Source organism: Pseudoalteromonas sp. SR44-2, assembly GCF_014163745.1.
In the GTDB taxonomy this organism is placed as follows: Bacteria; Pseudomonadota; Gammaproteobacteria; order Enterobacterales; family Alteromonadaceae; genus Pseudoalteromonas; species Pseudoalteromonas distincta.
The window spans coordinates 1-23,555 of record NZ_JACJDW010000020.1; the positions used below are offsets into that span (position 1 = coordinate 1).

The window sequence follows — 23,555 nt, forward strand, 5'->3', positions numbered from 1 at the left end:
TGCTCATTTACGACTGCATGGATGCAGAAGGTAGAGCAATGCAGGAGCAACTGCCGAGAACAACTAAATAGGGAATTTCTGCCTACCTATCAACACGTTTTTCCAGCCTCAAAATAGATCACTTAAATAAGCGGATTTGTATTATTTTATGCAAACTATTAAAACTATGAAAAATATGAAAACTATGAAAAATATGAAAACTATTAAAACTAAAGACGTTAAGTTAGTTGGTATTATCTTTTTATCAGAAATACAAAAGCATGCAGGGTAGTTTTCTGGTTTGTGTCATCAACTCCGTTGTTGTTATATATTTTTGGTGTCAGAACTAGTGGGTGAATCACAAAAGTTTGATTATAAGCTTACATATCTCAGTAACTTTAATACTTGCTATAGGCATCTCAGCCGTAGCGTTACTTTTCTCTTACTTTATTTCAATGTTACAGTTTTAAGGTATCGAAAATAGATATTCAAATATAACTTTAATCATTCGCTTGTCTGGTTTTTTTATGTCTAAAACCTCAATTTATCGCCTTAAATGAATATTCTGGTATGATTAGCAAATATGCGCTTTTGAATGAATTTTTGAGGTAATAATGACGCGTAGTTTTGAATTTCATTTAACTGATGAGATTGCCACGGTTGCAATGGGTAATCGCGTTGCTGATATTATAGAGCAAGGTGCGGTTATTTATTTACATGGTGATTTAGGTGCTGGTAAAACAACGTTTACACGAGGTGTAGTGCAAGGCTTTGGCCATACAGGTAAGGTTAAAAGCCCGACCTATACACTAGTAGAACCTTATGAGCTTGAGCGTGCAAATGTTTATCATTTTGACTTATACCGCTTAGGTGATCCTGAAGAACTCGAATACATGGGAATACGCGATTATTTCTCAGCAGACGCAATTTGTGTTGTTGAATGGCCTGAAAAGGGTGGTGAATTTATTCCTGTGCCTGATTTAGATATTACTCTAAGCTATGTGGGTAACGAACGTAAAATTGTTATAAATAGTGCGAGTGAGCGCGGTATAGCAATTGTCGAAAAACTAAATAATCAATAATAATATAGTTAAGGCAGTAATTATCCAATGAGCCGAGGTGTAGTTAAACTTTTTATTTATCTTATGGTTATCACCATAAGCTTGCCGCTATGGGCTAAAAACACAATCAATAGTGTGCGTGTATGGCCGTCTCCAGATAGTACGCGCGTGGTATTTGATTTAAATGATAAGCCCGACTTTAGCTATTTCATGCTTAAAAACCCTAGCCGCCTAGTGATTGATTTAGAAAATACTAGCGAGTTAAAAACATTGCCAGGTGTGCCCCCGAAACATCAAATAGTAAGCAAATTACGTTACTCAAAACCTAAAAATAAACAAAGCGTACGTTTAGTATTTGAATTAAGTGCGCCAATAAAGCCAGTGGTATTTGCCCTCGCACCTACAGGCCCTTATAAAAATAGACTCGTTGTTGATTTATATAATAAAAGCCAAGCTACTACAGTTGTTTCTCCTGCTCAAACAGCCGCTAAAAACCGTCAACTAAGCCAAGAGCGCGACATTGTTATTGCGATTGATGCGGGGCATGGCGGCGAAGACCCTGGTTCAATTGGGCCATCAGGCACCTACGAAAAAACAGTTACACTGCAAATTGCGAAACGTTTAGAGCGCATGATTGATGGCGAGCGTGGCATGATTTCGCGCATGGTACGAAGCGGTGACTATTTTGTAAAATTAAATACCCGTACTAATCGAGCCCGTGAAAAAAAGGCAGATTTTTTTGTTTCTATTCATGCTGATGCATTTACAAGCCCTGGGCCAAATGGTGCCTCTGTGTGGGTTTTATCATTAAGACGTGCTAATTCAGAAATAGGTAAATGGATAGAAGATAAAGAAAAACACTCCGAGCTTTTAGGTGGCGCTGCTGATGTAATGAAAGATGCCGCCAATGAAAAATATCTAGCACAAGCGTTGCTTGATATGTCGATGGACCACTCTATGAAAACTGGCTTAAATGTAGCTGATGAAGTGGTTAAAGAGCTTCGTAAGGTTGCCAAACTGCATAAAAAAGATCCCCAGCATGCGAGCCTTGCAGTACTAAAATCACCAGATATTCCATCTATTTTGGTAGAAACGGGGTTTATATCTAACCCGCGAGAAGAAAAGCTACTTAAAAGCCCTAATCATCAAGAGCGTTTAGCTAAAGCTATATTTACTTCAATTAAAAATTATTATTTGAAAAATCCGCCGGATGATTCGTTATTTGCTAAATTAAAGTCGCAATATCCAACAAAGCATAAAGTACGCCCCGGTGAATCTTTAAGTATGTTAGCGAGTCGCTATGGCGTTACAGTCAATAAATTAAAACAAGTTAATAAGCTTAGTTCTAATACCTTATTTATTGGGCAAGAGCTCGATATACCTCAAAGTTAGTCATTATTATTAGCGCAATGTTTGCTAGGAAGTCTCATGAATATTGAAATATTACCCGCGCGTTTAGCCAACCAAATTGCCGCAGGCGAAGTGGTTGAGCGCCCAGCGTCGGTAGTAAAAGAGCTTGTTGAAAATAGCTTAGATGCTGGCGCAACGCGTATTCAAATTGATATTGAGCGCGGCGGCCACAAACTTATTCGTATTCGTGATAATGGCGCAGGGATAAGTAAAGATGAGCTAACGCTCGCACTTTCTCGCCACGCGACAAGTAAATTAAAATCACTTGATGACCTTGAAAACATTTGCTCACTTGGCTTTAGAGGGGAAGCACTTGCGTCAATTAGTTCTGTGTCGCGTTTAACGCTGAGCTCAAAACCAAAAGAGCAAGAAGCAGCTTGGCAAGCTTTTGCAGAAGGCCGCGACATGGCCGTTCAAGTAAAACCTGTAGCGCATCCCGATGGCACAACCATTGAAGTAAAAGATTTATTTTTTAATACTCCAGCACGTCGTAAATTTTTACGCACCGAAAAAACTGAGTTTAGCCATATTGATGAGTTGATAAAGCGTATTGCGCTTAGTCGCTTTGATGTCTCTATTACACTAACTCACAACGAAAAAGTAGTAAGGCAGTATCGTGCCAAAACTGCTCCCTCTCAGGCTATAACACGCGTAGCACAAGTTGCAGGCAAGGCCTTTGCCGAGCAAGGTTTGCATATTCAATCAGGAGAAGGCGGTTTACAGTTGCATGGTTGGGTGCTGCCTGTCGGCTCAGCGAATACTACTCAGTACACTTATGTGAATAATCGCATGATGCGCGATAAGCTTATTTTGCATGCTATACGCCAGGCATTTGAAGAAGTAAGTGGAACACAAGAGTTACCCGGTTTTGTCATTTATATTGATATTGACCCACGACAGGTTGATGTAAATGTTCACCCTGCTAAGCATGAAGTGCGTTTTCATCAAGGGCGGTTAATTCATGATTTTATATTGCAAGCTATTAAGCAGGTAGTCGTGCCATTGCAAGGCGAATTCACTAACGAATCAGCGAGCACAGAAGCAGAATTCACGCCAGCGTTCATTGAGTCAACGCATAGCAGTGCTAATAATATAGAAAGCGAAGGAGTGTTTGATTACCCTAAATCGCAATTACAGCCGTCTTACTCTGGAAGTGCTGGTAGCTCAAGTTCGTCCTCAGGTACTAGAAGTGTTGGCGGTGCATACCGTGCTGCACCAAGTACGAGCCATCATGACGTAAATGCGTTTTATCAAGGAGTGAGTGAGCAACACGCCGCGCATTTTGATAATGCAGCCAATATATCTGCAGCACAACACCAGTCCGTATCTGTGGATAATGTCTTAAAAGCTGTTTCTATTATAAGTGTTAGTGAAGGAGTGTGTGTCTTTAGTGAAGAACAGCAATTGTATTGCTCACATTTTAAATATGCATTAGTTGATGATTGGCATAGTCAAATTAAAGAGTTCGGAAGTTTAGAAGGGAAAGCCCTTTTGTTACCCGTGCGAGTAAACTTAGAAAAAGAAGATTGCTTACTTATAGAATCCCAGCAATCGTGGTTTACCTTACTTGGTTTTGAACTTGTAATAGAAAAACAATTTGTAATGGTTAAAAAATTGCCAGCGTGTTTATATTTACTTGACGTAAGTGCAGCGGTAGGTGAGCTACTTGATGCGTGTAAAGCAAAACTTGAAAATATAGAGAATTGGTTAGAATGGCAAATGAAATGCGTGCCGACCCGATTTTATTTAAGCAATGTATTTTTAGCGCAACAAATGCGCTTACAAAATAATCCACAAACTATTGAACGCTTGCGTAAAAAAGCAGTTAAAATAGAGCTAAATCACTATTTAACGCAATTAGATTAAGGTATCAGTGTTGAGTAATTTACCAGTTATATTTTTAATGGGTCCAACTGCAGCAGGTAAAACAGCATTGGCAATCTCGCTGTGCGAGCATTTAAATACAGAAATAATCAGCGTAGATTCAGCGCTAGTGTATAAAGGTATGGACATTGGTACAGCAAAACCTGATGCCGAAGAATTAGCCAAAGCTCCGCATCATTTAATTGATCTACTTGACCCGAGTGAAACGTATTCAGTTGCAGATTTTAGGCGCGATGCAGTGCAAAAAATTGACGAATTTCACAGAAAAGGTAAAGTGCCTGTATTGGTTGGAGGTACAATGCTGTACTTCAAATCTTTAATTGATGGTTTATCGCCATTACCTGAAGCAGATACAGAGATAAGAGCAGAGTTAGAAGCGCAAGCGAAAGAATTTGGCTGGCCTCATTTATATAAAGAATTATTTAAAGTTGACCCACAAGCAGCCGAAAAAATAAGTGAAAATGATTCACAAAGAATTAATCGGGCTTTAGAGGTTTACAGGTTAACTGGTAAGACCATGACTGAGTTGCAAATGCAAAAACAGCCGGCTTTACCTTATACTTTTCATCAATTTGCGATTGCACCGCAAGAACGCAGTGAATTACATCGCCGAATTGAAGAAAGGTTTAAAATAATGATTGATCAGGGGTTTGAAAATGAAGTTTCGACCCTATATCTACGTAAGGATTTACACCCCAATATGCCTTCTATTCGTTGTGTTGGTTATAGACAAATGTGGGATTACCTTGCGGGTGAAACAAACCATGATGAAATGGTTTTTCGTGGCATCGCAGCAACACGTCAGCTGGCAAAACGGCAGTTAACGTGGCTTCGTAGTTGGCCTGATGTTACTTGGTTAACAACAGGCGACGAAGAAAACTTGCATCGTGTAGTAAGTTCGCTAAGCTAGTAGTAGTTGAATATTGTTTTTATCAAATAAGTTCAGCCACTTAATTATAATAACACCTAGAACGAAGGAACAATAACATGGCAAAAGGCCAATCGTTACAAGACCCATTTTTGAATGCACTACGACGTGAGCGCATTCCAGTATCAATCTTTTTGGTAAATGGCATAAAATTACAAGGCAAAATTCAGTCATTTGACCAATTTGTTATTTTACTAGAGAACACCGTAAATCAAATGGTTTATAAGCATGCAATTTCTACAGTTGTCCCTGCTCGCGCAGTTAACTTCCAAGCAGTTCAAGGAAGTGATGACACTGAAGAGGCAGAAGCTGGAAACTTTTAATTAGGAGCATAATGTTTGTTTGACCGCTATGAATCCGGCGAACAGGCAATTTTAGTTCATATCGACTTGCCTAAAGAAGGAGATCGTGAAGATCTTCATGAATTAGAAATGTTGGTATCTTCTGCTGGTGTTAGTAGTTTGGCGGTTGTGCAAGGCAGCCGTCAAGCACCACATCCGAAACTATTCGTCGGTACCGGTAAAGCAGAAGAAATAGCTGAGATTGTCAAAATCCACAAAGCAGATGTCGTAATTTTTAATCATCAACTCAGGCCATCACAAGAGCGTAATTTAGAGCGCGTTTGTCAATGTCGTGTGCTTGATAGAACGACGCTAATTCTTGATATTTTTGCCCAACGCGCACGTACCCACGAGGGTAAGCTGCAAGTTGAATTGGCTCAACTTCGCCATATGTCGACTCGATTAATTCGAGGCTGGACTCACCTTGAACGTCAAAAAGGCGGGATTGGTTTACGTGGTCCTGGTGAAACTCAACTTGAAACTGACAGAAGATTACTTCGTGCCCGTATCCAAAATATTCGTGCACGTTTAGCTAAAGTAGCAGTGCAACGTGAACAAGGTAGGCGAGCTCGTACTCGCAACGAAATACCTACAGTTTCATTAGTTGGTTATACCAATGCGGGTAAATCTACATTATTTAATCGAATTACAAATTCAGATGTATACGCGGCCGATCAGTTGTTTGCCACGCTTGACCCGACTCTACGTAAGCTTGAGTTAGGTGATGTTGGCCCTGTTATCTTAGCTGATACAGTGGGCTTTATTCGTCACCTACCACATGACTTAGTTGCTGCTTTTAAAGCAACGCTTACTGAAACTCGCGAAGCTGATTTGCAGTTACATGTTATTGATGCAGCAGACTCACGTCTGCAAGAAAATATTGAACAAGTACAATCGGTGCTTAAAGAAATTGAGGCCGATGAAGTACCACAGCTATTAATTTATAATAAAATTGATGCGCTGGATAACGTAAGCCCACGTATTGATCGAGACGACGAAGGCCAACCTATAAGAGTATGGCTTAGCGCTCAGACTGGTGAAGGGTGTGAATTACTTAGCGAGGCTATCAGTGAGTTACTAGCTAAGAAGATGTTTAACGAAACATTATTTCTTACGCCATTGTATGGTCGCTTAAGAGCTGCATTGTTCAGCTTAAATGCAGTGCATGAAGAGCAATTTGATGAGCAAGGTAATTGGCTGTTAGATGTTAGAATGCCAATGGTTGAGTGGAATCGTTTAATTAAAGAATTTGGTCCTGAAATTGCTGGTTTTATCAACCGTAATTAAAAATTGACGTTTTAATGTCGGTTTTTGTATGAGAAACGCGGTAGATTTGTTAGATTTAACACAATTTCCTAATTTATTTAGATAACAATGGAGTATAGCTATGGCCTGGAATGAACCGGGTAATAATGGCAATGACAAAGATCCGTGGAATAATAAAGGCGGACGTGATCAAGGCCCACCTGATTTAGACGAGGTGTTCCGCAAGTTTAGTAACAAGTTCAGCGGCTTATTTGGCGGGAAAAAATCCGGCAATGGTAGCGGTGGTGGACTTGGCGGAGCCGGTATTTCATTCATACTTATTATCGCCGTTATTGTATGGGCGTTAAGTGGTATTTATACGGTTAAAGAAGCCGAGCGTGGTGTGGTTCTACAATTTGGTAAATATGACCGAATTGCTGATCCTGGTTTGCGTTGGAAAATGACTTTCATCGAAACGGTAATCCCAGTAGATATTGAAGCTGTTCGTTCATTATCGGCTTCTGGTTTTATGCTTACTGAAGACGAAAACGTAGTGAGCGTTGAGTTTCAGGTGCAATACCGTGTTATTGACCCATACCTTTATGAATTTAGCGTAACTAACGCTGATAGTAGCTTAGAAGAAGCGCTAGACAGTGCACTGCGTTATGTTGTGGGCCATGCAAAAATGGACCAAGTATTAACTAATGGCCGTGAGGTTGTTCGTCAAAATACATGGGATGAGCTTAATAAGATTATCGAACCATATAACTTAGGTTTAATTGTTACTGACGTGAACTTTAAAGACTCTCGTCCACCAACTGAAGTTAAAGATGCATTTGATGATGCAATTGCTGCACAAGAAGATGAAGAACGTTTCATCCGTGAAGCAGAAGCATATGCTCGTGAAATTGAACCGCGTGCTCGTGGTCAAGTAACGCGTATGACTCAAGAAGCGGAAGGTTATCAAGAGCGCATTACATTGGAAGCACAAGGTGAGGTAGCTCGCTTTGAAAAGCTTTTACCTGAATATCAAGCAGCTAAAGAAGTTACTCGTGAGCGCTTATACATTGATGCAATGGAAGAAGTGTTAGGGAGTAGTTCTAAAATATTGGTTGATGTTAAAGGCGGCAATAACATGATGTATTTACCTCTTGATAAAATCATGGACAAGCAAGGAACCGCAACACGAGTTGCACTTCCAAGTTCAAGTGATATTCAAGACTTACGTAATAAAGTTAATACGTCGCGCAATAGCTCTGTTAATAGTGGCAATGACCGCTTTAACAACGACCGCTTCAATGATGGGAGATAATCATAATGAAAAACTTTAGTTTAGTAATACTATTAGCTGCCATTGTTATGTCTTTCTCATCGGTATTTGTTGTACCTGAAGGGCAAAAAGCAATTGTAATGTTATTCAGTAAAGTACAAAAAGATAGCGACGATAAAGCGATTGTATATGGCCCAGGCCTACAATTTAAAGTACCATTTTTTAGCCAAGTACGTCGTATTGATGCACGTATTCAAACGCTAGATGGTGCGCCAGATCGCTTTGTTACTAGCGAGAAAAAAGACTTAATTGTTGATTCGTTTGTAAAATGGCGCGTTAATGACTTTAGTGCTTTTTACTTACGTGCTCGTGGCGATAAGCAATATGCTGAAACGCTACTTAAGCAAAAAGTAAACAATGGTCTTCGTACAAACTTTGGTACACGTACAATTCGCGAAATTGTATCAGGTGAGCGTAGCGAGTTGATGGAAGAAGCGTTAGTACAAGCTTCTGAAAGTGCACGTGAGCTAGGTATTGAAGTACTAGACGTACGTGTTAAGCAAATCAACTTACCACAAGAAGTGAGTAGCTCTATTTACCAACGTATGCGCGCTGAGCGTACTGCGGTTGCAAAAGAGCACCGTTCTGAAGGTCAGGAAAAAGCAGAGACTATTCGTGCGGGAGTTGACCGTCGAGTAACTGTAATGCTTGCTGATGCTGAGCGTAATGCACGTTCTGTACGTGGTCAAGGCGATGCTGATGCTGCAGGCATTTATGCTAATGCGTATAACAAAGACCCTGAGTTCTTTAGTTTTGTACGTTCACTTGAAGCTTACAAAAAGACTTTTAAAGATAAGCAAGATGTTATGGTGCTTTCACCAGATAGCGACTTCTTCCAATATATGAAAGGCGCTAAAGCTCAATAGACTTTACGTTAATTATTTAAAAGTTAAAAAGCCTCGCATTTGCGGGGCTTTTTGTTAAATACAAACTAGTGCGTTAAATCACTGTTATTTATGTGGTTATTGGTCAATATTTGGATATAACAATTGCCCGCAGAAAAAATAAGCTGAACAGGGGTGATCTTTACTTTAGTTTTCTGGTAAAATCTCGTCCTAATTTTCTCTAAGTGAATTTACGATGGGTAAAAACGTTGTTGTATTAGGCACCCAATGGGGTGACGAAGGAAAGGGTAAGGTAGTTGATCTCCTTACAGACAAAGCATCTTTAGTAGTTCGTTATCAAGGTGGCCACAATGCGGGTCATACTTTAGTTATCGAAGGTGAAAAGACGGTTCTACACCTTATTCCATCGGGTGTATTACGTGACAATGTTAAATGTGTGATTGGTAATGGTGTAGTTTTATCACCAGAAGCGCTAATGAGAGAAATTGGCATGCTTGAAGAGCGCGGCGTACCAGTTCGCGAGCGTCTTTTAATAAGTGAAGCATGTCCGCTAATCTTGCCTTTCCATGTTGCATTAGATGTAGCCCGCGAAACAGCTCGTGGCGATAAGCCTATTGGTACAACTGGCCGTGGAATCGGTCCTGCGTACGAAGATAAAGTAGCTCGTCGTGGTTTACGCGTAGGCGATTTATTTAATCCTGAAGTATTTGCAGCTAAATTAAAAGAAGTGCTTGAGTACCACAACTTCACTTTAGTTAACTACTACAAAGTAGATGCTGTAGATTTCCAAAAAACGTTCGATGATGCAATGGCTGTTGCTGATATCTTAAAAGCAATGGTTGTAGATGTAACTGAGCTTTTAGATCAAACGCGTTTAGCAGGCGAAAACATTTTATTTGAAGGTGCACAAGGTACGTTACTTGATATAGATCACGGTACTTACCCTTATGTAACATCTTCAAACACTACCGCTGGTGGCGTTGCGACTGGTGCAGGTTTTGGTCCATTAAACCTTGATTACGTTTTAGGTATTATTAAAGCGTACACGACACGTGTTGGTTCAGGTCCTTTCCCTACAGAGCTTTACGACGGTCTTGATAAACAAGATCCAGTTGGTAAGCACCTAGGTGATAAAGGCCATGAGTTTGGCGCTACAACAGGTCGACTTCGTCGTACTGGTTGGTTAGATGCAGTGGCTATGCGCCGTGCAGTTCAAATCAACAGTATTTCAGGTTTTTGTTTAACTAAGCTTGATGTTTTAGATGGCTTAGAAACACTTAAAATCTGTACTGGTTACAAGCTTGAAGATGGCACAGTTACTAACGTAACACCATTAGCGGCTGAAGGTTACGATAAAGTAACACCAGTATACGAAGAAATGCCAGGTTGGTCAGAAAACACTGTTGGTGTAACGAGTCTTGACGGTTTACCAAAAGCTGCGATTGACTACATCAAACGTATTGAAGAAATTACGGGTGTTCCAATTGATATTATTTCTACAGGTCCTGACCGTGTAGAAACTATGGTGCTTCGCAATCCGTTTGCGTAATTACCATTAGATTAAAAAAAGCTGCTTCGTGCAGCTTTTTTTGTGTCTAAAATTCACCTTGGAACGATCTTTGTATATTATTTAACAAGTTTATTTATATAAGTGGTGAACATGCGTTTATTTGACCGTAATTGCGTACTAAGGCTTTCGTTAATTCCGCTGTCTTTATTTATAGCAACCAACAGCTTAGCTACAGAAAGCCCTGCTGCTGTGCCGCTGTATACAGAATCAGAGCTAATTGCGTTAATAAATAAAAATACGCATTTAGCGCGCGTAAAGGCAGATGATTGCCAGTTGGTGCAAGATATAGAAGCACGAGCCAATAAAATGGCATTGCCGTCTTATCAATTTTTATACGGCGATATGCTGGCTTATAACGTGTGCGTTGATCGCAATGTAGAGTTAGGTGTGTATTACATGCGAAAAGCAGCTGAGCAAGGCTTAGCGGCAGCGCTAGAGCAATTGGGACGATACTATGACACTGGTCGCTTAGTTCAGCAAGATAAAGCAATGGCAATTACGTATTTGCGTGAAGCCTCGTCGCAAGGCAATTTAAAAGCACAACTACGTTTAGTTAAATTATTTAATGATGGTTATGGCAGCCCGCGTGATTTTGAAGATGCCTATCGTTGGCTATTCAATTCTATGGTGGCAGATAAAGCGACTCATAGAAAAATTGAGCGAGCGCTGACTAAGTTAGCGCAAAAAATGCCAGATAGTGTGGTTGCTCGAGCTCGCCTTCCTATTTAATGGCTGTTAAAAACAAAACCCTAACTTTTTAAGTTAGGGTTTTTTAGTTTTTACAGACTGTAAAAGTATTTAACTGTCTTCTTTAGCCTTTGTTTGCGGGTCTTTTAAAACTGACATTTTAGGCGGCTGTAATGCAACAACGCGTTCGCCTTCTTGCGGCGGTTTTTCCATGTTGATTGTAAACGGTCTTAGCTTAATTGGTGTATCGTCATCACTGTCTTTATCACCTTTGAGAATAAATAAAGGGATAGCCTCAGGGTTCATTTCTAAGTATTGTTCCCAGCTAAACTCATCCGAGATACGTGTTGAACTAACCTTACCGCCTTTAGCTATAATACTGCTTAAACGTGCATACGAGCCTTCGTCTCCAAACAGTATTTGTCTAGATAAAAACGTTGCGCTGTCTTTATTTGCTTTTGCATGCGACGTTGATGAGCGTAGCGAAAATACATTTTTCTCATTAAGTAAATGCGAAAAGTATTGAACACCTAACGCATTATGATGACGATTTGGCGATAATGCTAATACACTACGAATCGTTGTTAGAGGTAAGTAGCGTTCAGCATGCTCTGATTGCGGGTTACCATAATAACAAGCTAAACCATCCATACGTGCCATTCTGCAGTTTTCCCATGCAGGATCTGACAGGTGAACCGGAATGTTTTGCTCTTGTAAGCCTCGGCCGATTGCACGCGATACATGGTTTGCACCAATAATTAATATTGTATTTGGCGATGGCTGGCGTACACCTAATAGCTTGGCGACAGGAATGGCGGTTAAGCTCTGTAGTACAACGGTAATTATAATTACTGTAAATATAAGAGGTACCATTTTTTCAGCATCCGCAACACCAGACTCCATCATGCTAAGCGCAAATACCGACCCAACGGCTGCGGCGACTATACCGCGTGGAGCTATCCAGGCAAGTACCAAACGAGACTTCATTGGTAAGTCAGTACCAAAGGTCGAAATAGCAATACACAGTGGCCGAGCAACAAAAAGCACGATAGCTAAAAATATAAATACATCGCTGTCGAGCATCATTAAATCAGAGAGCTGTAAGCGTGCTGCAAGTAAAATAAACAGCGTTGATATTAATATCATCGACAAGTCTTCTTTGAACTCAAGTACAGAATCTATTTCTAAATCGTCTTGGTTAGCAAGCCAAATACCAAATACAGTCACTGCTAATAGGCCTGATTCATGGCTTAAATAGTTTGATACAGAAAAACTAATGAGTACTAATGCCAATATACCAAACTTATGTAATTCAAATGGTAGCCACTCGCGGCGCATTAATAGTGTTGTTAACCAACCAGCAGCAACACCAATACTTAATCCAACACCTAGGGTTTTAACTAAAGCAATAATAGTGTGGCTAAATACTTCGCCTTGGCCTACCAGCATTACGGCTTCAAATACTAATACAGCGAATAATGCGCCGATCGGGTCTATTACAATACCTTCCCATCGAAGTATGCGGTCAATGTCTTGTGTTGGGCGCATTGAGTTTAATAGCGGTGCTATAACAGTAGGGCCTGTTACAACTAGCACTGCACCTAATACCGCAGCTACACGCCAATTAAGTTCAAGCAACCAATAGGCGCTGAGGCTAATAACAATACAGGTAGTAAGCATGCCGATGGAGCAAAGGTTCCTTACAACTTTTCCGATTCCTTTTAGCTCTCTGAAATGCAGAGTTAAGGATCCTTCAAATAAAATGATGGCAACACTCAGTGATACAACAGGAAACAGTAAATCACCTAACAATGCATCAGGGTCTAAAACACCACTAAATGGCCCAAGTAAAAGACCAGTAAGCAATAAGAAAAGAATAGCGGGCACTCTAAAAGCCCACGCGACCCATTGGGCAAGCACAGAGCAAAGTGCGATACCGGCTATGTAAATTGCTGACATAGATTAAGAATTCCTTATTTATGACGGTTTGTTTAGAAAGTATAACTTTTGTTAATTATTAATACAGGGGTATACACGGGAAATTCAAATATTACTAATCAATTTTAGCTGCTTATAGAAGATTAGTAGGCTTAAATTATTTTGCGCGTGTTAAGCCGCCTTATTTTAAGCGGTATTAATTGTTTAATTGGTTGAATTTTAATAACAATCTAACACCACAAATGAGAAGGAATTAGCTTCGCTCGAATTTTAACCTTGATTTTTAAGGGGTATTTAGTGTAATATGCTTCGTGTTCTAATAATTAGTTATCTAATGAAGTTTATTGGAAGTAAAAGTGGTTTGTTAATCTTAACGTCATTTTTAATCTTTATAATCATGTATTAGTGGTGTTACTAGTATTCGAACACTACATAATTTCATTTGCCGAACTCTTGGTATGGTTTTGCTAAACAAGTTTATTTAATTATTTAAGTAAATAAAGGTTTGAGTTGAACTATTACTTTCAATGTTTAACCCCCATCGTGGCGGTTAAATCTCGGTCCTTTGGTCTTCACCCTATCTGTTGGTGTATCAGACTTTAGAGGCTCTATGTATGTTGTTAATAAAAAAGCCACACACAGCTTTTTACAGCGATGCATAAACAACACTTTTAAATTTTTTGATTAGTGCTGCTCAATATTATTGGGTTGTTGCTACTTTATACTTAACCTTAAATCTAAGCTTATTGTTTTAGATATGGTTTTTCGCGTGTGTGTAAAAAAAGTGTTGCCTAAATGAAAGAAAAATTCGAAGCTATGTTTTAAACCTAGCTACTTAGTTTTAGCTCGTCTAATTAAGGTGAGCGCAGATAAAATGGAAAGTTGAGCATTTATGCAAAAGTTAAATTGGCGACGTATCGTACTTAAAGTAGGTAGTGCATTAATTGCACCAGATCAAGATGGCTGCCGTTCGCGTTACATATTAACCATCGCACAGTTCATTGTTCGTTGTCGTGCCCGTGGAATCGAGGTGATTTTAGTATCATCGGGTTCTGTAGCGGCTGGCGCGCATTTATTCCCATCAGACAAACCACGCTCTGTGGTAATGAAAAAAGCAATGGCGGCAGCGGGTCAAACAGAAATGATTGCCATGTGGGACCGCTTTTTTGACTTTCCATCTGCGCAGCTATTATTAACGCATGGCGATTTACGTGACCGCGAGCGTTACCAGAGCATCCGTGAAACCGTGTTCACTTTACTTGAACATGGTGTACTTCCTATCATTAATGAAAACGATGCCGTAACCACCGACGATTTACGAGTAGGGGACAACGATAACTTATCAGCAATGGTCGCAGCAGCTGCCGATGCCGATGCTTTATTAATATTCTCAGACGTTGATGGGCTATATGATAAAAACCCTAACTTACATGATGATGCGGTGTTACTGCCTGAAATAAAATCAATTGATGAATCTATTTATGCTATGGCGGGATGTGCTACAAGTGCGGTAGGTACTGGTGGTATGAAAACTAAAATAGAAGCGGCAGAAAAAGCAACGTCACATGGTATAGCGACTTATATTATAAATGGCTTTAAAGAAGAAACATTTATAAAACTGCTAGCTGGAGAAAACCCAGGTAGTGTATTTTTACCGTACGAAAAACCGATGCAGGACTCTATTCATTGGATGACACATACAGCAAATGAGCAAGGGGAAGTTGTTGTTGATGGATCATTTGATGAATCTCTTGAAGGTGAAAGTGGATGTATTCGTGGTGACGAAATCATGGAAGTTCACGGTGAATTTGCCGTGGGTGATACCATTTTAGTACGTAGTGAAGACGGTACGCGTTTAGCTAAAGCGACCGCAAATTATAGTAGCTGTTTGTTAAACTTTATTGCAGACAACGAACAGAGTGAATTCAGCGAAAAAATGCAGGATTCAATTGGACCAGTTATATCTGAAAAACATATCGCATTATTGGAGAAGTCATGAGTTTAATTACGGACATTTCACGTCAGGCAGCTAAAGCTGCACATACACTTGCTTTACTCGATACCGAGACTAAAAACCAAGTATTAGTTGAAATGGCAGCGGCACTAAGAGAGCAAAAAGCATTTATAATAAAAGAAAATGAAAGTGATTTAAGCGCAGCACGCGACAATAACTTAGCAGCCTCAATGATCGACCGCTTAACGTTAAACGATGAGCGTATTGAAGCAATGGCAGAAGGTATTGAAGTAATCGTAAGCCTTGATGATCCTGTTGGTCAGCTGCGTGATATTACTGAGCGCCCAAATGGTATTAAAATTCGCAAAATGCGAGTACCTCTTGGCGTTGTATGTATGATTTACGAAGCACGCCCGAATGTGACAGCAGACGCTGGTGCATTATGTTTTAAATCAGGTAATGGCGTGATTTTACGTGGCGGCAAAGAAGCACTTAAAAGTTCACAAGCTATCGCAAGTGTAATGCACAGCGTACTTGAGAAGCACAATTTACCGGTATCACTTATTTCAGTGATTCCAGATCCAGACCGTGCGCTACTAATGGAACTGATGCAGCAACGCGAAAGCATTGATTTAATCATTCCACGCGGCGGCGAGGGCTTAATTAACTTTGTTACTGAAAACAGTACGATCCCAGTAATTCAGCATTACAAAGGCGTTTGTCATCTATATGTAGATAAAGATGCAGACCTAGAAATTGCGCTTAACTTACTGCTTAACGGTAAAACGCAGCGTACCGGTGTTTGTAATGCACTCGAAGGTTTAGTTGTTCATCAAGATGTTGCAGATGAATTTTTAAATCTGTGTGCAGTCGTATTACGCCAAGAAGGTGTAAAAATAAACGCAGACAGTTTTGCTGCTAAATACTTTGATAACGCAACAGTTCTAGCCGATAGCGAGTTTGGTGAAGAGTACCTAGACTTAGAAATCGCTATTCGCGTTGTTCCAAACTTTACGGCAGCGGTTGAACACATTGCACAGTTTGGTTCAAACCATACAGAAGTAATTTGTACTAAAAATGAAGCTGCTGCAGAGTTATTCCAACGCAGTGTTGATGCTTCTGTAGTGATGGTTAACGCATCGTCTCGTTTTTCTGATGGCTCACAATTGGGTCTAGGCGCAGAGATTGGTATAGCTACTTCCAAGCTACATGCATACGGTCCTATGGGCCTCGAGTCACTAACGACCGAAAAGTATTTAGTTAATGGAGTTGGCCAAGTTCGCGAGTAACCGCAAAAATTAAGTCCATAAAAAGCCGAGCATATTCCATGCTCGGCTTTTTAGTTTATAAATCACGCTACAGTTACTTTAACTTTTTAAACCAATCACTTGCAGGTTCAGGCCTGTGTAAATAATAGCCTTGAAGAATAACCTCAGGATACTCCTGTAGTAAATCAAAGTGGGACTGGTTCTCAACGCCTTCAGCAACTATCTCGAGTTCAAATAAACGACCTAAGCTTACAATCATATCAATAATTAGTTTGTCGTTGTTATCGGTAGGCGCCTCTAAAACAAAAGAACGATCAATTTTAAGTTCTTGTATTGGTAATTGTTTGAGGTAGGTTAAGCTCGAGTATCCAGTACCAAAGTCGTCAATTGATACTCTAATACCTAACTTCTTGAGAAAGTGAACAGCTTCAATAGCCGCTTCCATATGATTAAGCAATGTACCTTCAATTATCTCAATAGTGAGTTGTTGAGGATTAATGTTATGTTGCTTTATCTGTTGGCTAATAAAGTTTAAAAAACGCGCTTCATGAAAGTGCCTGCCACTTATATTAATTGATAAGTTTAACTCAGGGTGAGTTTTACTAAGTTGCGTTAGTATTTCAAGTGCATTTGAAGTTACCCAGCAATCTAAATCGTAAATTATATCTGACTCTTCAGCTATAGATATAAACTCACCAGGACTAATAAAGCCTTTTTGAGGATGCTCCCATCTTAATAAAACTTCAGCGCCTTTAAGGGTTTGGTTTCGATCAAATTGGGATTGTAAATATAGCGATAGCTCATTATTAGAAATAGCTTTACGTAAATCTTGTTCTATTTCAAAACGGCGTTTTGCTTGCTCGCCAAATGAAGTATCAAAAAAGGTAACTCTATTGCCGCCTTTCTCTTTTGCTTTGTAACAGGCCGCTTCACAGTTACGAATAGTCTCAATAGCGCTTTCCCATTGATCTTCTCGTGGAAAAATATACGTGCCAATACTTACTGTTAAGCTAACGTCTTGTTCATCAACCACAAAGGGGTGGTTTACACTTGCAAGTAGCTCTTGGGCTTTATTTTCAGCCATAGCTTGAGCTCTAGCTCTGCCCACACCTTTTTCAACTGTACATAGTACTGCAAACTCATCACTGCCTAAGCGAGCAATAACATCTTTTTTACTCACCTTAGAATGAATTCGTTTAGTTAATTCTTTTAAAATATTATCGCCAGCGAGTAAGCCTAATCCATCATTGATTGAGTGGAAGCTGTCTATATCAATAATATAAATATAGGCATAACTATTTTCGGTACTACAAACTTGAAGTTGTTGCTCTAACTGCTTTAAAAACCCATTTCGGTTGGGTAAACCTGTAAGTTCATCATGCCATGTGAGGTAGTGAATTCTTTCTTGGGTTACTTTAACGCTCGAAATATCACTGAATACACCAATATAGTGAACGTTAGTATCTTGATCGCCTTTAACCAAACTGAGAGTTAGTAGCTCTGGATAAAGTTCGCCATTTTTTCGTCTGGTTACAAGTTCTCCACTCCAATAGCCTGCTTGATTTGCATGTTCCCATACTTGGTCAAAGCTAATGCTAGGATGGTTATTTTGTTTAATATCGTGCAACTGCATTTGTAGTGAGTCTGATTCACAGTAACCGGTTATACGACAAAATGAAGGGTTTACCGCAATAATTTTGCCGTTACTATCGGTAATAACAACACCATCGGCAGTTCCCGTTAGGGCTTGATAAAATAATTTTTGTTTTGATGAGAGTTCTCTTAATTCTTCTTCTCGCTGGCTAAGCTCTTTCGCAAGAGACTCTATTTCGAGTAGCTTGTCGTGCAGATCAAAGTTTTTTTCTATTAACCTGTCTAGCATGCCTTGCGCTGTAATGTGTGTACGAATACGCGCTCTAACTAGAGCTAGTTTATAAGGCTTATGTATGTAATCAATTGCGCCCATTGCAAAGCCTTTTTCTTCAGACTCTTCTTCTGTAAGCGCAGTTACAAATATGACGGGGATGCCTTTGGTATTTTGTTTCGCTTTGAGTATATTACATACTTCGTAGCCGTCCATGCCGGGCATCATTATGTCTAATAAAATCAAGTCAGGCCGAGTTGACTCAATAAAGATCAAAGCCTGCTCACCACTAGTAGAAATACGTACATCGTAGTCAGTTAAAAGTCCTTCTACTAATACGTGTAAATTACTAGGTTCGTCATCAACAATAAGAATTAAAGGTTTATGCTTTTGTTCTGTGGTTAATCCATTATTGTTTGCGAGGTAATTTGAATGCACTATCTGTCCTTCTCTGCGTTCTTTACAATATTAAATCTAGTTCAGGTTAGTGGTTATGCCTAATTTTTATTATCGTTTCTATACTTATCAATAAGCTCAATTACTAACGCGTAGTTAAAGTGATCAATTGCTTCTTTGAGCTTAAATAGAGAGTGGCCTCTATCATATTGATTCATTTCTAGCTGTCTAACCAAACTGCTAGGTACGGGGCGAGCCGTTAATGCTAATGAGTATATATTATCAATAACCGAGTCTTCGTTTTCTAGTTCATGTTGCTGTATATGTTCTTTTTTAAAGCTATCAGCTATCAAAAATTGTTTTACAGCAAAAAGTGTAAGTATTAATTGCTCATTAAAATGAGATAAATTAATACTTTTCTTATCTATTAAGCTTTCCTCAACACTTTGCGCGCTTTGTTGCAGTAGCTCAAAGCCTAATGTGCCGGCCAAGCCTTTGAGTGTATGTACTAGTCGAATTAAGCTTTCTAACTCTCCATTTTTGATTAATATATCAGCTTTAATCGAAAAGTCATTGTAATCGTTGACAAACTGAGTAAATAATTTAGCTAACAATTCGTCATTGTTTTCTAGGTTTTCTTTTGCTAAAGGCAGGTTTATAGTGCTCAGAGATTCGCTACTTTGCAGATGCTTTTCAATACTTTCGTAAAGCGCATCAAAAATAATCGGTTTTACTAAAAAGTCATCCATACCCGCTCTAAACGCTGCTTTTTTATCATTAGGATCTGCGGCTGCCGTAATGGCAATTATGGGAGTTTTGTAGCCTCGTTCTCTTAATATGCTTGTTGCTTCAAGCCCATCCATAACTGGCATTTGAACATCCATAAAAATAATATCGATGTCATTTATCTCGACTTTATCTAATGCATCATGTCCATTATCAGCAATGATCACGGTCATATCTAATCTTGCTAAAAGGGCGGAGGCTATTTCTTGGTTAATTCTATTATCATCAACAACTAATGCATTAAAACCCGAGAATTTAGGGTGAGGCTTTAATTGCTTTTCTTTGAAATTATTTGGTGAAAGCTTTCTTAAAACTTCAACTTCACTATTTTTATTACCGATAATTATAATGTCTATATTTTCATTTTTTGCAATTGGCTCAGGAGACTCTTCATCGGTAATTAATAAAATCAGTGTCAATTTTTCATTAACGTTTTTATTTTGAGCGTACAGTTGTTGTAAAATAAAGTTATCGTTGAGCTCTTTTTTTTCTATCGACATTATTACAATACTAAATGGGCTACTAGGCTGAGACATTTTTGCAATGGCTCTTAATGGTTCTTGTGTTGTTTCTGTCGTTATATTTATATCACTTAGTAAGTCCATTAATTTTTTAATTTGCTCATTATCGGGGCTAATTAATAAGGCGTGTTTTTTAAGCTTTTGTTGCTCAGATAAAGTAAAGGGTAAAGTAAAGAAAAACTCGCTACCTTGATTAATCGTGCTCCTTACTTGTATATCTCCGCCCAGCAATTTAGTTAATTGTTTGCTTATAGTGAGTCCTAAACCGGTCCCACCATACTTTCTTGTTGTGCTTGAATCACCTTGCGAGAAAGACTGGAATATAATTTTTGATTGCTCTTCAGTCATCCCAATACCCGTGTCTTTTATACTAAAGCGAAGGTTTATTGTTTTTTCGTGTTGAGATGTCGCTTCTATAATTAATGATATTTCACCATGCTCAGTAAACTTAATTGCGTTACCTACACAGTTATTTATTATTTGGCTTAAGTGCATTGGGTCGCCAATAAGTTCAAGCCCTGCATCAACGTGTAAAGTAAAATTTAGTAGCAAGCCTTTTTGCTTGGCATTTGTTGAGAATAAATTTTGAACGTTAGAAACAATAGTATGTAAGGTAAAAGGGATTTGCTCTAACTGGACTTTTTCCGATTCTAGTTTAGAAAAATCCAGAATATTATTTAAAATCTGCAATAAATTTTTAGCACTTGAAAAAGCTTTATCTGCGTAATGTTTTTGCCTTGAGGGAAGCTCACTGCTTTGTAAAAGCTGCAACATACCTAATATGCCATTCATTGGAGTGCGAAGTTCATGACTCATATTGGCTACAAAATCTATTTTTGTTTTATTGGCTTTATCGGTTTGCTCCATAGCGCTCGTCAGGTCGGCATTCATTGCTTTCATTTGGGAATTTAATACGCGGGTTTCATTGAGTAGCTCTTTGGTTTGCTTATTTTTTAAATATAAAGCGTTGGCTGCTTTTATTGCCGATGCTATTTCAGTTTGATTTTGGCTGGTATTTGAAATAGTCACTGGCTTTTCGTTGTTCATGTCTTTAAGTAATAAAGTGAGCTGGGTAATCGGTTTTATAACCGATCTAAAAATAAAGTAGCTTAACAATAAAATGATTAACATAATTAAAACGGCAAATATATTTGCCTGTTCTGTATTTTCTGTTAAGTGGCTACTTAGTAGCTCTTCTGTTTCGGTTAGTTTATTTTTTTCTATATTTTTAATTTCATTAGTTAAATACAGCAATTCGTTTTCTATGCCTGTTAGCACTACATTTACAGAAAAAGTGTAGCTGCGGGTGAGTAATACAAGTTTGTTATAAGCTTGTTTTAAGCTTATTGTTTTATTGGAGAAGGACTCATTTATTACAGACGTGCTTGTTAGTTTTTTATGTAAGTAATCTAGGTTTTGTTTTACATTTTGCGCTTCATCAAAGTTAGGTTTATAAAGGTAGCTTACAGCAGCGTGCTTTAAATTACTTATTGTGAGTAAAACATCGTTAAAAATAACTTTATTGTCATTGTTTGAAGGCTCTTCTAATTCACTAATTGTTACTTGTAAGTCATCAATAGGTTGTTTGAACTGAGTAATGTAAAGGTGTTCGCGTTTTTGCCTGTTTATGACAACTTGGCCAAATGTATCTTGGTAATTATTTAAATATTCGCCAAGGCGTATTAGTGAGTTTTGATACTCAGGGGTCTGGTTTAGAGTGTTTGTTTTTAGCTGCTCGAGATTTAGATTTGCCTTATTTAAATAAAAATTAAATTTGGTAATCGTAGTTTCATTTGCATTGTCAATAAATGAGACCGCATGCGCTTGCAGGGAGATAATATCTTTTTCTAAGTTAGTTACAGCTTCACTTTGAATAAGTGCGTTATGTTGCGATTTTTGCAAGTTAAGTAAAGACGTTTGCGAATAGTTAAACAAATAGCTCTGTAAAAGAAGTAATCCAATCAGCGAACACAGAGCTAATATTATTTTTGATTTAATTGAATTTATTATCATTATCGGCTAATCAACTCATACCATTTTTGCAGGCTGTAGTCATAGGTTGGCATAACTGTATTCCACACTGCTACATTACTAAAGCGTTTATGGTAACTACCGCCATTACGTTGCCCACCTGCTTTTACAGCTACGTCGCCATTGGTATTTAATAAATCTATGTTTGTTGCTTTTCCACCGTACCAGTAATCCCATTCAGACTGAGATAGGAGTAGTTTAGAGCGCTGCGGGTTACTAATGTAATAACCTTGGCGAGCAATAAATGCACCAGGCCAGCCTGAAAGCCACCAATTCATATAATCGTAAGCTGCATCTTTTGCGCTACTTTGTATTTGTGACGATAAACACATAACACCATGCCAGCCTCGGTAGCCTTCTTTTGGCGCGGCAAATCGTACATTAATATTTTGGCTGTTTAATGCAGAAACTGCAGGCGAAAACATGCTTTCTATATGGGCTCGCTTACTTCTCATAAATTCAATCGACTCAGGAACCGAATTCCAATAGCCACTAAAGTGACCTTGGCGTTTAAAGTCGAGTAATATACTAAACAACCTATCAAGTTCTGGGCGGGTCATTGCACCTATATTGTTAAATTTTATAAGTCCTTTACTTTGTGCTGCTAGGGCTAGGTCAAATAATCCAATGGTAGGCGCATTTACAATAGCTACTTTACCTCTGTTCTCGTCATCAAGCAGCCAACTCCAGCTTTCTGTTTCGTATGCTATACCTGGCTTAATAAAATCGGTGTTGTAACCAAAAGAGTCAACATTATGCACATAAGGTAAAAAGCTAATATGATCGCTTTCTTGTGCGCTTAACGTGCCATCGGGTTGAACATTTAATAATTTATAGGGAGCATCACCTGCACCAATACTTGCAGTTTCGGTTAGTTTTCCCGTTTTAGTAAGTGGATTTATCTCGTTAAAGTAGGTGAGTCGTTTTTTTTCTATTGGCTGTATAGAACCTGCATCCCAAAGCACATTAATGCTGTTTGACCATTGTTCGTATAAATCAAAGGAGCCAGGGTCCATTGATGCCTTTTGCAAAACGGCAGCGCTGCCTGCGGGAGTAAATTCTATATTAATACCCAAGTCACTCATCGCTTGCTTGCGAATAGCCTCTTGGAGTGTTACATGCGTACCAAGCACTCTTAATGTGACTTTTTTTCGGGCAAAAACATAAGGCGCATGTGTTATTGCAACAGCTGTTAAACCTATTGCAGCTAGCTTTTTTAGCGTTGAACGCTTAGGGTTGTCCATGTTAAGCCTAAAGTACTAATGTGTGACATTATGTATAGCTAAGAACTTGTAAAGACACAAGTTGAATGGATAAATTTAAAATTATATAGAATGAAAAATTAGAATATTAGGGTATCAAAAAATAATAAAAACACTGGAAAAATAGAAGAGTAGAACGAATTTGAAAAGGAGTAGGAAAGTGGTGGAGCTAAGCAGGATCGAACTGCTGACCTCCTGCGTGCAAGGCAGGCGCTCTCCCAGCTGAGCTATAGCCCCACATTCCTAAGTTACATA

16 protein-coding genes and 1 tRNA gene are annotated in these 23,555 nt (G+C 38.9%); 12 read left to right on the top strand and 5 right to left on the bottom strand.

Features of this window, described 5'->3' with window-relative positions:
* Positions 1 to 593: 593 nt before the first annotated feature.
* From tsaE to H5115_RS12970, 10 genes are all read left to right on the top strand, one after another.
* Positions 594 to 1,061 carry a tRNA (adenosine(37)-N6)-threonylcarbamoyltransferase complex ATPase subunit type 1 TsaE gene (gene tsaE, locus H5115_RS12925; RefSeq protein WP_002957887.1) on the top strand — a complete coding sequence of 156 codons (468 nt, stop codon included), beginning with the start codon at positions 594 to 596 and terminating at the stop codon, positions 1,059 to 1,061.
* 27 nt (positions 1,062 to 1,088) lie between these two features.
* A complete protein-coding gene (locus tag H5115_RS12930) occupies positions 1,089 to 2,432 on the top strand; it encodes an N-acetylmuramoyl-L-alanine amidase (RefSeq protein WP_138489744.1) in 1,344 nt (447 codons plus the stop codon).
* Positions 2,433 to 2,468: 36 nt separating this feature from the next.
* The gene (gene mutL / locus H5115_RS12935) at positions 2,469 to 4,316 is read left to right on the top strand and encodes a DNA mismatch repair endonuclease MutL (protein ID WP_182755650.1); all 1,848 of its coding nucleotides are present in this window, start codon (positions 2,469 to 2,471) and stop codon (positions 4,314 to 4,316) included.
* Positions 4,317 to 4,326: 10 nt separating this feature from the next.
* A complete protein-coding gene (miaA, locus tag H5115_RS12940) occupies positions 4,327 to 5,244 on the top strand; it encodes a tRNA (adenosine(37)-N6)-dimethylallyltransferase MiaA (RefSeq protein WP_182755652.1) in 918 nt (305 codons plus the stop codon).
* A gap of 77 nt (positions 5,245 to 5,321) precedes the next feature.
* The gene (hfq, locus tag H5115_RS12945) at positions 5,322 to 5,585 is read left to right on the top strand and encodes an RNA chaperone Hfq (protein ID WP_002957883.1); all 264 of its coding nucleotides are present in this window, start codon (positions 5,322 to 5,324) and stop codon (positions 5,583 to 5,585) included.
* Positions 5,586 to 5,600: 15 nt separating this feature from the next.
* Positions 5,601 to 6,890: a ribosome rescue GTPase HflX gene (hflX, locus tag H5115_RS12950; protein WP_024597267.1), complete on the top strand. Its 1,290-nt coding sequence runs from the start codon at positions 5,601 to 5,603 to the stop codon at positions 6,888 to 6,890.
* A 100-nt stretch (positions 6,891 to 6,990) separates the two neighbouring features.
* Positions 6,991 to 8,160, top strand: coding sequence for an FtsH protease activity modulator HflK (gene hflK / locus H5115_RS12955; protein WP_002957881.1), 1,170 nt, complete (start codon positions 6,991 to 6,993; stop codon positions 8,158 to 8,160).
* A 5-nt stretch (positions 8,161 to 8,165) separates the two neighbouring features.
* Positions 8,166 to 9,044, top strand: coding sequence for a protease modulator HflC (gene hflC / locus H5115_RS12960; protein ID WP_002957880.1), 879 nt, complete (start codon positions 8,166 to 8,168; stop codon positions 9,042 to 9,044).
* A 214-nt stretch (positions 9,045 to 9,258) separates the two neighbouring features.
* Entirely contained in the window at positions 9,259 to 10,572 is a 1,314-nt protein-coding gene (locus H5115_RS12965) for an adenylosuccinate synthase (RefSeq protein WP_024597266.1), read from the top strand.
* Positions 10,573 to 10,683: 111 nt separating this feature from the next.
* Positions 10,684 to 11,322: a tetratricopeptide repeat protein gene (locus H5115_RS12970; RefSeq protein ID WP_182755654.1), complete on the top strand. Its 639-nt coding sequence runs from the start codon at positions 10,684 to 10,686 to the stop codon at positions 11,320 to 11,322.
* Positions 11,323 to 11,391: 69 nt separating this feature from the next.
* On the opposite strand, the gene H5115_RS12975 is transcribed toward H5115_RS12970, so the two are convergent.
* The gene (locus tag H5115_RS12975) at positions 11,392 to 13,239 is read right to left on the bottom strand and encodes a sodium:proton antiporter (protein WP_154903610.1); all 1,848 of its coding nucleotides are present in this window, start codon (positions 13,237 to 13,239) and stop codon (positions 11,392 to 11,394) included.
* Between the two features lie 871 nt (positions 13,240 to 14,110).
* On the opposite strand from H5115_RS12975, the gene proB reads away from it, so the two are divergent.
* Together proB and H5115_RS12985 are read left to right on the top strand one after the other, a co-directional pair.
* Complete coding sequence (gene proB, locus H5115_RS12980; protein ID WP_182755656.1) at positions 14,111 to 15,217, top strand: glutamate 5-kinase; 1,107 nt, start codon at positions 14,111 to 14,113, stop codon at positions 15,215 to 15,217.
* Positions 15,214 to 16,461: a glutamate-5-semialdehyde dehydrogenase gene (locus H5115_RS12985; RefSeq protein ID WP_182755658.1), complete on the top strand. Its 1,248-nt coding sequence runs from the start codon at positions 15,214 to 15,216 to the stop codon at positions 16,459 to 16,461. The genes proB and H5115_RS12985 overlap by 4 nt, the downstream gene beginning before the upstream one ends.
* Positions 16,462 to 16,534: 73 nt before the next feature.
* On the opposite strand, the gene H5115_RS12990 is transcribed toward H5115_RS12985, so the two are convergent.
* The 4 genes from H5115_RS12990 to H5115_RS13005 form a co-directional block, all read right to left on the bottom strand.
* Positions 16,535 to 18,742: an EAL domain-containing protein gene (locus tag H5115_RS12990; protein ID WP_182755660.1), complete on the bottom strand. Its 2,208-nt coding sequence runs from the start codon at positions 18,740 to 18,742 to the stop codon at positions 16,535 to 16,537.
* 59 nt (positions 18,743 to 18,801) lie between these two features.
* Positions 18,802 to 22,020, bottom strand: coding sequence for an ATP-binding protein (locus tag H5115_RS12995; RefSeq protein ID WP_182755662.1), 3,219 nt, complete (start codon positions 22,018 to 22,020; stop codon positions 18,802 to 18,804).
* A complete protein-coding gene (locus H5115_RS13000; protein WP_182755664.1) occupies positions 22,020 to 23,282 on the bottom strand; it encodes a PotD/PotF family extracellular solute-binding protein in 1,263 nt (420 codons plus the stop codon). The genes H5115_RS12995 and H5115_RS13000 overlap by 1 nt, the downstream gene beginning before the upstream one ends.
* Before the next feature lie 179 nt (positions 23,283 to 23,461).
* Positions 23,462 to 23,537: transfer RNA gene (locus H5115_RS13005), tRNA-Ala, on the bottom strand.
* Positions 23,538 to 23,555 lie beyond the last annotated feature (18 nt).